Below are 12,012 nucleotides of genomic sequence, written 5' to 3'. Positions count from 1 at the left end.
CCAACGTCCCCGTGCAAGGATCCTCCGTGTCCACCCACGACCCCATCGTCTTCCTGTTCGATGTCGATAACACCCTGATCGACAACGACCGTTTCAGCGCCGACCTCGCCGCGCAGCTGGAACACCGCTTCGGCACCGAAGGCCGCGACCGCTACAACGCGATTGATAAGGAGATTCGCTCGCAGGTCGGTTACGCCGATTACCTCGGGGTGCTCCAGCGCCTGCGCGGCACGCAGAGCAGCCCGGATTTCATGCAGATGAGTTTCTTCCTGCTGGATTACCCGTTCGACGAGCGCCGCTTCCCCGGCGTGTTCGAGGCGCTGGACCACCTGCGCACCCTGGGCCGGCCGGTGATCATGTCCGACGGCGATACCGTGTTCCAGCCGCGCAAGATCCGCCGCGCCGGCCTGTGGGATGCGTTCCGCGGCGACGTGCTGATCTACGTGCACAAGGAAGAGATGCTCGACGACATGCAGAAGGCCTATCCCGCCGATCACTACGTGATGGTGGACGACAAGCCGCGCATCCTGGTGGCGATGAAGAAGCTGATAGCCGATCGCGTCACCACCGTGTTCGTGAAGCAGGGGCATTACGCCGCCGCCGCGGGCAGGGAGCTGGAAGAGACGCCGCCGGATATCACGGTCAATGGCGTGGGCGAACTGGCGATGCTCAGTCGCGAGGCGTTCCTCGCCGCGGCCTGATCGCGGCGTCACGCATCAAACGCGGCCCGGATCCACTCGACGTCGTCGCCTTCAAACGCCACGACGTCGAAGCGGCACGGCCGCTGCGCATCCCACGGGTTGGCGCGCATCCACACCTGCGCGGCGCTGATGATGCGCTGGCGCTTCCGTGCGGTGATGGAGCCGAGCGCGCCGCCGAACGCGGCGCTGCGCCGGTAGCGCACTTCCACGAACACCAGTACCTCGCCGTCGCGCATGACGAGATCCAGCTCGCCAAGCCGGCAGAGGAAATTGGCGCGCACGAAGCGCAGGCCACGGTGTTCCAGAAACGAACGCGCCGCGTCTTCGAAGTGGTCTCCGGTGACGCGGCGCGGGGTTTTCCTGGGGGCTTTCTCTTGCACGCGGACTCCTTTCCGCGCCGGGGCTGGTGGGGTGATTAACCGCCGCCGCCGTTCTCCACGGTCGGCGCGGTGGCCGGCGCTTCGAGTTCAAGGCTACCCGCCACCGGGTGGGCGACGCCGTCAGCGAATCGCGCCCAGATGAGTACGCGACGCACCCGGCCGAACTCATCGGCGACGAGCTGGCCCGTGGCGCCGGGCAGGTAGCTGCCGGCGTGGCCGCGCATCCAGTCGATGTACGGCACCAGGCCCCATGCATCCATGCCGAAGGCAAACAGGCGCGCGGCGACACCGCGCGTGGACGGGATGGCACTGGCCAGGTCGGCGCGGCGCGGCAGGCCCGGCTGGGCGTCGAACAGCCACGGCGCGTCGCAGAACTCCACGCCTTCGAGGTCGCGGTCGGCCGTGGCGTCGTCGCCGCCGGAATAGACGTGCGAGGTGGCGAACACCGGCAGGTTGTCCTTGGCCAGGCGCAGCTGCGGGATCAGCAGGCGGGCCTGCTGCGGCTTCATGCTGATGAAGACGCCGCTGGTGGCCGGGTCCTGGTCGGTGGGCTCGGAGAGCTGCGAGGCGAAATCGATGCTGTTGGCATCGAGGGTGACCTGGCTGGCGAGCGTGCCGCCGCGCGCCTGCCATTCGGCCTTGAAGGCGTTGCCGGCGCGGCGGGCGAAGTCGTCGGTGGAGACAATCACCGTGGCCGTCTTCATGCCCTTGTCGGCCATGTGGTCCGCCACCTGGGCGCCTTCGGTTTCCGGCAGCAGGCCGAACTCGTTGGCACCGGCCGGCGGCAGGCTCTTGCCGTCGCTGGGGTAGTTCAGGGTGAGCATCGGCGCGGGCAGGGCGCCCTTGGCGAAGATGGCCGAGACGCCTTCGCGGTTCAGCGGGCCGACGACGAAGCGGGCACCTTCGGCCACGGCCTTGTCATACGCGGCGACAGCGTGCGCGGCATCGTTGCCGGCGTCGTACACCACCACTTCCGGGCGCGGCGCGTTGGCGTGCGCGGAATCCACGTAGTGGGCGAAGAAGCCATCGCGGATGGCGGCGCCGGCACCGGCCAGCGGGCCGGAGAGCGGCAGCAGCAAGGCCACCTTGTCCGGCACCTTGTAACCTTCGCGCACGCCCTGGTCACCGGTGACGGTGCCCACGGCCTGGTCGAGCACGGCGGGGGCGCGGCTGACGTTGCCGAGCTGTGCCTGGGCCTCGGTGACCCACGGACGCATCGGGTCGTTCGCGCCAAGCGCACTGCCGCGGGCGGTGAGGTCGGCGCTGCCCATGCCGGTCAGCAGGGTGACGATTTCCTTGCGGTTCTGTTCGCGATCCAGCCCGCGCAGCTGGCCGTCCAGTTCCACGCGGGTCTGCGCGGCGCTCCACGGATCGCCGGCGGCCACCTGGGCACGGGCGCGCAGTTCGGCCAGGCGCTGGTCGATCTGCGGGGAAACGCGCGAGGTGGGCTTGCCGGTGAGCGACAGCGCGGTTTTCGCGTCGTTGTTCTTCAGGGCGATTTCGGCACGCAGGGCATCGAAGCGCAGCGCGTCTTCGCCTTCCAGGTGCGAGCGGCGCACGTCGGTGATGGTCGGGGCCGCGCGGTCCAGCGCGCCTTCCTGCCGGTAGGCCTCGGCCGCGAGCAGCTTGTAGTAGTCGCGGTGGTCCGGATCCTGCTGGGCGAGGGCAAGGTAGGCCTGCGCCGCCTGCTCAAACTGGCCGCGGGTGTACAGCGCCTGCGCCGCCTGGGTGGCATCGCCCGACGGCGTGTGGGCTTCGGGACGCGAGCCGCCCTGGGTCACGCAGCCGGCGAGGGCGGCGCTGATGAGAAGGCACAGGGCGGTGGCGCGGATCGATCGCATCGCAAATTCCTTTGGGGTGCAAAGGCGCCTGCCCGGCGCCGAAACGAGGGGATCATAGCCCATCGTTTCGCGAGGCCGGTGTGAGCCCGGCCCGGTCAGGCGCCGTAGAGCGCCTTGCGTGGCGCGCCGGTGATCGCGGCGGCCATCTTTGCGGCCTTGGCCGGTGGCAGCTCTTCCTTAAGGATGCCGAACACCCGCAGCCCTTCGGCGATGCGTTCGTCTTCGCCGGCTTCGCGCCCGGCCACCATCACCACGAACTCGCCTTTCTCCTGGTTCGGGTCTGCCGCGACCAGGCCCACGAGTTCGCCCAGTGGCGCGCCGAGCACGGTTTCGAACAGCTTGGTGAGTTCACGGGCCATGACGGCTTCGCGGTCAACGCCGAAGACCTCGCGCATGTCCTCGAGGCATTCCAGGATGCGATGCGACGACTCATAGAAGATAAGCGTGCGCGATTCGCCGGCCAGCTCGGCCAGGCGGGCCTTGCGGGCACCGCCCTTGGCGGGGAGGAAACCCTCGAAGATGAAGCGGTCGCTGGGCAGGCCGGCCACGGACAGTGCGGCGATGACGGCGCTGGCGCCCGGCACGGGGCTGACTTTCAGGCTTGCCTGGCGCGCGGCGCGGACGAGGCGGAAGCCCGGGTCGCTGATCAGCGGGGTGCCGGCGTCGGACACCAGGGCCACGTCGTCGCCATGACGCATGCGCTCCACCAGGCCGTCCACGGCGGTGCGCTCGTTGTGGTCGTGCAGGGCCACCAGCGGGGTATCGATGCCCAGGTGTTGAAGGAGCGGCCGCGTGTGCCGGGTGTCTTCGGCGGCAATCACGGCCACCTGGCGCAGCGTGGCGATGGCCCGCGCGCTGATGTCATCGCGGTTGCCGATGGGCGTGGCGACGATGTGCAGGGTGCCGGTGCGGGGGAGGGCCATGGGTGGGATTCGGTGGAAAAGAGGCCGATTGTAGCGGGGCACTGTATAATCGGCGGTGGAGTCGGCCGGGCAGTCGCGTCGCGCCTTGTGCGCGTCGAGGAAAGTCCGGGCTCCACAGGGCAGGGTGCCAGGTAACGCCTGGGCAGCGTGAGCTGACGGCCAGTGCAACAGAGAGCAGACCGCCGATGGCCCCGCAAGGGGATCAGGTAAGGGTGAAAGGGTGCGGTAAGAGCGCACCGCGTGCGGGGCTAACGTCGCACGGCACGGTAAACCCCACCCGGAGCAAGACCAAATAAGGGGACTATGACGCGGCCCGTGTCGTCCCCGGGTAGGTTGCTAGAGCCTGGTGGTGACGCCAGGCCGAGAAGAATGACTGCTACGCCGCAAGGCGCACAGAACCCGGCTTACAGGCCGACTCCAACTTCTCTTCGCCACGAGGTGCGCTTTCTTCTCCGAAGAAGCGCACCTCGTGTGCGACATCTTTCCCTTCCTGTGAATGTGAATTCAGTCACGCGGCCTGATTTCCCCATCAGCTGCCGCCTGATGTCGTGCTCGCAAAAATCAAAAAATGCCCGCGATTCAACCACCTTCCGTAGATTGCTCAGAAATGGCTGGAATTGGTGATGAACAGGAGCTTTCTCTCTGATTCACAAGGAAAAATTCCTTGACAGTCTCAGTACCCGAGACTATCGTGGGCCCCAGTGTGAATTCGTGGGATTTGGTGGGGCGGGCATCCAGACATGTTCCAAGGTGAGACAGCCATCACGGTCGACGACAAAGGTCGTCTGACGATTCCGACCTCGTATCGGGATCAGGTGGCTGACGCCTGCGGAAACCGCCTGGTGCTGACGTACAACCCCTTCGAAACCGGTTGCCTGTGGATCTTTCCTTACGAGGAATGGGAACGGGTACGCAACGACGTCAACCAGCTTCCGACCGTAAAAGCCGTGCACCGCAACCTGCAGATGAAGCTGGTGGGCGCCGCCGCCATCGTCGAACCCGACGGTGCGGCACGCATCCTCCTGCCAGCCAGCCAGCGTGCAGCCGCGGGGATTGAGAAAAAGGCCGTGTTACTCGGCATGGGCAACAAGTTCGAGCTTTGGAGCGAACAGGCCCACCTCGCGAAGATCCGCCAGACGATCAACGAGGAAGACATCAGCGACGACATGGCGGAACTGCGGTTGTAACAGCACACCTTCGATTTTGATTTTGGCAGTACGGGTAACGGGAGTGGGATGTGGCGATGGCGGGGCGCGATGTGCACATCCCAGTGATGCTCGATGAAGTGGTGGAGGGCCTCGCCGTGCGCGAGAACGGGCGCTATCTCGACGGAACGTTTGGCCGCGGCGGTCACGCAGCGGCGATCCTCGCGCGCCTGTCGCCGGAAGGCCGCCTGTTCCTGATGGACCGCGACCCCACCGCGATTGCCGTGGCCGAAGCCGGCCTGGCCACCGACCCGCGCGTCAGCCTGCGCCACGACAACTTCGCCACGATGGGCGAATGGGACGCGCTTGACGGTGGCCTCGACGGCATCCTGCTCGATCTCGGCGTCTCCTCGCCGCAGCTGGATGACGCGAGCCGCGGTTTCAGTTTCATGAACGATGCGCCGCTGGACATGCGCATGGACACCACGCGCGGCATCAGCGCGGCGGATTTCCTGCGTGATGCCGACGAAGCCGACATCGCCGACGTGCTCTGGAAGTTTGGCGAAGAGCGCTTCAGCCGCCGCATCGCCAAGACCATCGTCGAGCGCCGCGCCACCACCCCGATCACCCGCACCGGCGACCTCGCCGCGCTGGTGGCCGGTTGCGTCGGCCGCCGCGAGCCCGGCAAGAATCCCGCCACCCGCACCTTCCAGGCGCTGCGCATCCGCGTGAACGCCGAGCTGGAATCGGTGGAAGCCGGCCTCGACGCCGCGCTGGAACGCCTCAGTGTCGGCGGCCGCCTCGCCGTCATCAGCTTCCACTCGCTGGAAGACCGCATCGTCAAGCAGTTCATCCGCTCGCACGAAGGTCGTGTGCAGGGCAGCCGCCGTGGCCCGCCGGCCGAAGCGAAGCTGGCCCGCCTGAAGCCGGTCGGCAAGGCCCTGTTCGCTTCCGATGCCGAAGTGTCCGCGAACCCGCGTTCGCGCTCCGCCGTGCTGCGCATCGCGGAGAAGCTTGCATGAAGACCTTTGGCGCGATCTGCCTCACCCTGCTCCTGCTGGCCGTCATCGGCAGCGCGATCGGCGTGGTGTGGACGCGTCACGAGAGCCGCGTGCTCTTCGTCGAACTCTCCCGCCTGCAGACGCAGAAGGATGATATCGGCGTGGAGTACGGCCGCCTCGAACTCGAGCAGGCCACTTACGCCGAGCCCAGCCGCATCGATGGCGATGCGCGCGAGAAGCTCGGCATGGTGCCGCCGAAGCCGCAGGACATCCAGCTGGTGCGTCGATGAGGGCGCGCCCGGGCAAGCTCGCCGTCCCCAGCCGCCGCCGCGGCCAGGGCCCGAGCCCGCGCAAGCGCATGACCGTGATGGTGGCCGTGCTGTGCGTGGCCGCCTCGGGCCTGCTCGTGCGCGCGTTCGACCTGCAGGTGGTGCGCAAGCAGTTCTACCAGGACCAGGGTGACGCGCGCTTCCTGCGCGAAATGCCGATCGCCGTCTCCCGCGGCACCATCTTCGACCGCAACGGCGAGCCGCTCGCGGTGTCCACGCCGGTGGCCTCCATCTGGGCGAACCCGCCGGAACTGCTCGAGAACGCCGACCGCATCCCGGACCTGGCCAGGGCCCTGCACGTGGATGCCGAGGACCTGAAGCAGAAGATCGAGCAGCGCGCCGACAAGGAATTCATGTACATCACCCGCCAGATGCGTCCGGAAGACGCGCAGGCGATCATGGACCTGAAGATCCCGGGCATTAACTCGCAGCGCGAGTACCGCCGCTATTACCCGTCCGGTGCGGTGAACAGCCATATCCTCGGCTTCACCAACATCGACGACCACGGCCAGGAAGGCCTGGAGCTGGCGTTTGATTCGTGGCTCGCCGGCAAGCCGGGTGCCAAGCGCGTCATCCGCGACCGCATGGGCCACGTCGTGGAAGACGTGGAACTGGTGCGCGCGCCGCAGCCGGGCCGCGACCTCACGCTGTCGATCGACCGCCGCATCCAGTACCTGGCGTACAGCGCGCTGAAGTCCGCGCTGGAAATCAACAAGGCCGATTCCGGCTCCATCGTCGTGATGGACGTGCATACCGGCGAAGTGCTGGGCATGGCCAACCTGCCGGCGTTCAACCCGAATGCCGTGCGCGGCAGCAGCCCGTCCGAGCGCCGCAATCGCGCCGTCACCGACGTCGTCGAGCCCGGTTCGACGATGAAGGCCTTCACGATGGCGGCCGCGCTCACCAGCGGCAAGTACACCCCGACGGCGCCGTTGATCGAAACGTCGCCGGGTACGTGGGTGGTGGGCGGCAAGCCGGTGCATGACACGCATAACTGGGGCACGCTGACCCCGACGGGCGTCATCACCAAGTCGTCCAACGTCGGCGCCGCCAAGATCGGCATGTCGCTGGATACCGACTTCCTCTACGGCATGTACAAGTCGTTTGGCCTCGGCAACAGCACGGGCAGCGGTTTCCCCGGCGAAGCCTCGGGCTACCTGCCGGTGGGCCGTACCTGGAAGCCGATCGAGAAGTCGCGCCTGGCCTACGGCTACAACCTCAACGTGACCCCGCTGCAGCTGGCCACGGGTTACGCGGCCATCGCCAACGGTGGTGCGTACCGCGCGCCGAGCTTCATCAAGGGCGCGGACAACCCGCCCAACCAGGTGATCACGCCGGAAGTGGCGCACAACATCGTCGCCATGCTGGAGACGGTGCTGGCCCCGGGCGGCACCGGTTTCGGTTTCGCCTCCGTGGCCAACTACAGCGTCGCCGGCAAGACCGGTACGTCGAAGAAGAATTCCGTGGGCGGTTACACCGCCCGCAACTACGTGTCGCTGTTCGCGGGCATGATCCCGGCGAGCGCGCCGCGCGTGGTGACGGTCGTGGTGATCAACGATCCGCAGGGCGCCCACTACTACGGTGGTTCGGTGGCAGGCCCCGCGTTCGCCAACGTCATGACCGGCGCCGTCCGACTCCTCGATATTCCGCCCGACAACGTCGGCCGCTGGTACGCCGGCGGCCCGAGCCAGGGCGGGATGATCGGCACAACCAATGCGCCACCGGCCGCCGACGACAGTGCGGCGGAAGAGGTGGTGCCATGAGCACGATGAGCCTCAACGAACTTCTGAATGGTTTCGCCGACGCCCAGGGTGCCGGCGAAATCGTCGTTTCCGGCCTCTCGCTGGATTCGCGCGAGATCACCGCCGGCGATGCCTTCGTGGCGCTGCGTGGCGGCAAGGGCCACGGCATGGACTTCGCGGCGAAGGCCGTGGAGAACGGCGCGGCCGTGATCCTGGCCGAAGGCCCGTTCGACGCGGCCGACCCGGGCGTGCCCGTGGTCACAGTGAAAGACCTGCGCGAGCACACCGGCAGCATCGCCGCCCGCTTCCATGGCGAGCCCACCCGCGCGCTGGACGTGATCGGCGTTACCGGCACCAACGGCAAGACGTCCACCGTCCAGCTGATCGCCCAGGCCCTTGCCTTCCTCGGCAAGAAGCCGGCGAGCGTGGGCACGCTGGGTGCCGGCATGCATGGCGCGATCGTCGAAGGCGAGCGCACCACGCCCGACGCCATCAGCATGCAGGGCCTGTTCGCCGGTTTCCGCGATGCCGGCGCGACCCACGTGGCGATGGAAGTCTCCTCGCACGCGCTGGAGCAGGGCCGGGTGAACGCGATCGCCTTTGACGTGGCGGTGTTCACCAACCTCACCCGCGACCACCTCGATTACCACGGCACCATGGAAGCCTACGGCGCGGCGAAAGCCCGGCTGTTCGCCTTCGATGGCCTGAAGGCCGCCGTGATCAACGTGGACGACGCCTTTGGCGCGAAGCTGGCCAAGGGCCTGCCCGAGGGCGTGCAGAAGCTGCGCACGTCGATGGCCCACGAGGCCACCGACAAGGACGCGGAAGTGCGCGCGGACATCATCGTCACCTCGGCGAAGGGCCTGTCCTTCAACCTGACCACGCCGTGGGGCATGCGCACCGTGCGCAGCGCGCTGCTCGGCCGCTTCAATGTCGCCAACCTGCTGGCGGTCGCCGCGGTGCTGGGCGCGCTGGGCGAGCCGTTCGAGCGCATCCACGCCGCGCTGGAATCCCTGCAACCGGTGAACGGCCGCATGAGCCGCCTCGGCGGCGACGGCAAGAAGCCGCTGGTGGTGGTCGATTACTCGCATACGCCCGATGCGCTGAAGCAGGCGCTGCTGGCGCTGCGCTCGCACACCAAGGGCAAGCTGATCTGCGTGTTTGGCGCGGGCGGCGACCGTGACACGGGCAAGCGCCCGATCATGGCCGGTATCGCCGAGCGCCTGTCGGATACGGTGATCGTCACCGACGACAACCCGCGCAGCGAAGACGGCGACGCCATCGTCGCGCAGATCGTCACGGGCTTCGTCCACGCGGACACCGTGAAGATCGAGCGCGACCGCGCGAAGGCGATTGCCATGGCACTCGCCTCGGCCAAGGCCGACGACGTGGTGCTGATCGCCGGCAAGGGTCACGAGACTTACCAGGAAGGCCCGGAGGGCAAGCGTCCCTTCGACGACCTCGCCGTGGCGCAGGAAGCCATGGCCGGCAGCGGCAAGGGAGCACGCGCATGATGCGTCTCTCCGCCGTCGCCCTGTGGACTCGCGGCCGCCTGCATGGCGCCGATGCCGACGTCACCGGTTTCGCCATCGATACGCGCAAGCTGAAGCAGGGCGACCTGTTCGTCGCGCTGCCGGGCGAGCATGTCGATGGGCATGACTACGTCGCCGCCGCCGCGGAAAAGGGCGCTGTCGCCGCGCTGGTCACCCACCCGGTGGCCGTGGATATCCCGCAGGTGATCGTCAATGACACGCAGCTGGCGCTGGGCGACCTCGCCAGTTCCGTGCGGGCACAGAACAACAAGGTGCGGGTGATCGGCATCACCGGCTCGAACGGCAAGACCACGGTGAAAACGCTCACCACGTCCATCCTGTCGCGCCACGGCCGCACGCACGTCAACGCCGGTAACTACAACAACGAGATCGGCATGCCGCTCACGCTGCTGGCCATGCCGGAAGACACCGAGTACGCCGTGCTCGAGATGGGCGCGGGCAAGCCGGGCGACATCGATTACCTGGCCGCCATCGCACGGCCCGATATTGGCCTCGTCAATTCCATCGCCGCCGCGCATCTTGAGCGCATGGGCACGATCGAAGGCGTCGCTGAAACCAAGGGCGCGCTGTACACCTCGCTGCCCGCGGACGGCGTGGCCATCATCAACGTGGACGACCAGCGTTTTGCCATGTTCTTCGCCGGGCTGGCCGGTACCCGCCGCGTGCTGAGCTACGGCCTGGAGCATCGCGCGGACATCGGCGCGGACATCATCGAAGAGCGCATCGACGGCACGCACTTCGTGCTGAGCACGCCGCACGGCGACGGCGACGTGCAGTTGCCGCTGGCCGGCCGCCACAACGTGGCCAACGCCCTGGCGGCCGCCGCGATCGCGGTGGCGCTGGACGTGCCGGTGGAAACCATCGTCGATGGCCTGTCGAACGTGCCGCACGTGCCGGGCCGCCTGAACCTGGAGCCGATGCCGGGCGGCTGGACCCTGATCGACGACAGCTACAACGCCAACCCGGGTTCCGCGGCCGCCGCCATCGACACGCTGGCCCTGGCCCGCGGCGAGCGCTGGCTGGTGATGGGTGACATGGCCGAACTGGGCGCGGACACGCTGGCACTGCACGCCAGCATCGGTGCGCTTGCGCACAAGCGCGGCATCGAGCGCCTGCTCGCCGTCGGCGTGAAGAGCGCCGCCGCCGTCGACGCCTATGGCGCCGGCGCGCAACATTTCGCCACGCAGGAAGCCCTCATCGAGGCCGCGTGTGCGCAGATCCACGAGGGCGTCACGGTCCTGGTGAAAGGGTCGCGATCGTCTGGCATGGAGCGGGTGGTCGCGGCGATGAAGTCGTACGCTGAAGGAGCATCCCATGCTGCTTGAACTGGCGGAATGGATGGCTCGGCACTTCACGTCGCTGCATCTTTTCCAATACATCACCTTCCGCGCGATCATGGCGGCGCTCACCGCGCTGTCCGTGTCGCTGCTGCTGGGCCCGGCCATGATCCGCAAGCTGGCGGCGCTGAAGGCCGGCCAGGTGGTGCGCAGCGATGGCCCGCAGACTCACCTTTCCAAGGCCGGCACGCCGACCATGGGCGGCACGCTGATCCTGTTCGCCATCGGCATTTCCACCCTGCTGTGGGCCGACCTCGGCAACCGCTACGTGTGGGTGGTGCTGGTGGTGACGCTGGCCTTCGGCGCGATCGGCTTCTACGACGATTACCGCAAGCTGGTGCTGAAGGACAGCCGTGGCCTCGCCAGCCGCTGGAAGTACTTCTGGCAGTCCGTGTTCGGCCTGGGCGCTGCGCTGTTCCTGTACTACACGCACCAGCTGCCGGCCGAGACCGCGCTGTACGTGCCGCTGTTCAAGCAGGTGGCGCTGCCGCTGGGCCTGATGTTCGTGGTGATCGGCTACTTCATCATCGTCGGCTTCTCCAACGCAGTGAACCTCACCGACGGCCTGGACGGCCTGGCGATCATGCCGAGCGTGCTGGTGTCCGGCGCGCTGGGCATCTTTGCCTACCTGGCCGGCAACAAGCTGTTCTCCGAATACCTCGGCATCCCGTCGATCCCCGGTGCGGGCGAGCTGGCGATCTTCTGCAGCGCGCTGGCCGGTGCCGGCCTCGGCTTCCTCTGGTTCAACACGTACCCGGCCCAGGTGTTCATGGGTGATGTGGGCGCGCTGGCCATCGGCGCCGCGCTCGGCTGCGTGGCCCTCATCGTGCGCCAGGAAATCGTGCTGCTGGTGATGGGCGGCGTGTTCGTGATGGAAACCGCCTCGGTGATGTTGCAGGTGGGCAGCTTCAAGCTGCGCGGCAAGCGGATTTTCCGCATGGCCCCCATCCACCACCACTTCGAACTGAAAGGCTGGCCCGAACCGCGGGTCATCGTGCGTTTCTGGATCATCAGCGTCGTGCTGGTGCTTATTGGCCTCGCTACCCTGAAGGTGCGCTAA

11 protein-coding genes and 1 other RNA gene are annotated in these 12,012 nt (G+C 67.5%); 9 read left to right on the top strand and 3 right to left on the bottom strand.

From position 1 onward, the window contains the following. Positions 1-26: 26 nt before the first annotated feature. On the top strand, positions 27-701 hold the full coding sequence (locus tag FIV34_RS17450) for an HAD family hydrolase (RefSeq protein WP_246058664.1): 675 nt from the start codon (positions 27-29) through the stop codon (positions 699-701). Positions 702-709: 8 nt separating this feature from the next. Here the strand turns inward: FIV34_RS17450 and FIV34_RS17445 are convergent, their stop codons facing one another. The 3 genes from FIV34_RS17445 to rsmI form a co-directional block, all read right to left on the bottom strand. Next, the gene (locus FIV34_RS17445; protein ID WP_139984791.1) at positions 710-1,081 is read right to left on the bottom strand and encodes a YraN family protein; all 372 of its coding nucleotides are present in this window, start codon (positions 1,079-1,081) and stop codon (positions 710-712) included. A gap of 35 nt (positions 1,082-1,116) precedes the next feature. Further along, positions 1,117-2,922, bottom strand: a complete 1,806-nt coding sequence (locus FIV34_RS17440; protein ID WP_139984790.1) for a penicillin-binding protein activator — start codon at positions 2,920-2,922, stop codon at positions 1,117-1,119. A gap of 95 nt (positions 2,923-3,017) precedes the next feature. Continuing rightward, positions 3,018-3,845, bottom strand: a complete 828-nt coding sequence (gene rsmI, locus FIV34_RS17435; protein WP_139984789.1) for a 16S rRNA (cytidine(1402)-2'-O)-methyltransferase — start codon at positions 3,843-3,845, stop codon at positions 3,018-3,020. A 57-nt stretch (positions 3,846-3,902) separates the two neighbouring features. Here rsmI and rnpB point away from each other — a divergent pair. From rnpB to mraY, 8 genes are all read left to right on the top strand, one after another. Further along, positions 3,903-4,268: RNase P RNA component class A (gene rnpB, locus FIV34_RS17430), an RNA gene on the top strand. Between the two features lie 317 nt (positions 4,269-4,585). Then, a complete protein-coding gene (mraZ, locus tag FIV34_RS17425) occupies positions 4,586-5,032 on the top strand; it encodes a division/cell wall cluster transcriptional repressor MraZ (protein WP_139984788.1) in 447 nt (148 codons plus the stop codon). A gap of 56 nt (positions 5,033-5,088) precedes the next feature. Continuing rightward, the gene (rsmH, locus tag FIV34_RS17420; protein ID WP_139984787.1) at positions 5,089-6,012 is read left to right on the top strand and encodes a 16S rRNA (cytosine(1402)-N(4))-methyltransferase RsmH; all 924 of its coding nucleotides are present in this window, start codon (positions 5,089-5,091) and stop codon (positions 6,010-6,012) included. Then, a complete protein-coding gene (gene ftsL, locus FIV34_RS17415; protein WP_139984786.1) occupies positions 6,009-6,281 on the top strand; it encodes a cell division protein FtsL in 273 nt (90 codons plus the stop codon). Before rsmH ends, ftsL begins: the two co-directional genes overlap by 4 nt. Continuing rightward, the gene (locus tag FIV34_RS17410; protein ID WP_246058663.1) at positions 6,278-8,083 is read left to right on the top strand and encodes a peptidoglycan D,D-transpeptidase FtsI family protein; all 1,806 of its coding nucleotides are present in this window, start codon (positions 6,278-6,280) and stop codon (positions 8,081-8,083) included. Before ftsL ends, FIV34_RS17410 begins: the two co-directional genes overlap by 4 nt. Continuing rightward, entirely contained in the window at positions 8,080-9,576 is a 1,497-nt protein-coding gene (locus tag FIV34_RS17405; RefSeq protein WP_139984785.1) for a UDP-N-acetylmuramoyl-L-alanyl-D-glutamate--2,6-diaminopimelate ligase, read from the top strand. Before FIV34_RS17410 ends, FIV34_RS17405 begins: the two co-directional genes overlap by 4 nt. Continuing rightward, the gene (locus FIV34_RS17400) at positions 9,573-10,940 is read left to right on the top strand and encodes a UDP-N-acetylmuramoyl-tripeptide--D-alanyl-D-alanine ligase (protein ID WP_139984784.1); all 1,368 of its coding nucleotides are present in this window, start codon (positions 9,573-9,575) and stop codon (positions 10,938-10,940) included. The genes FIV34_RS17405 and FIV34_RS17400 overlap by 4 nt, the downstream gene beginning before the upstream one ends. Beyond that, on the top strand, positions 10,930-12,012 hold the full coding sequence (mraY, locus tag FIV34_RS17395; protein ID WP_139984783.1) for a phospho-N-acetylmuramoyl-pentapeptide-transferase: 1,083 nt from the start codon (positions 10,930-10,932) through the stop codon (positions 12,010-12,012). The genes FIV34_RS17400 and mraY overlap by 11 nt, the downstream gene beginning before the upstream one ends.

The organism is Luteibacter pinisoli, assembly GCF_006385595.1.
GTDB lineage: Bacteria > Pseudomonadota > Gammaproteobacteria > Xanthomonadales > Rhodanobacteraceae > Luteibacter > Luteibacter pinisoli.
Note: the sequence above shows the minus strand (reverse complement) of the source record. Positions and strands in the feature narration are given on the sequence as shown.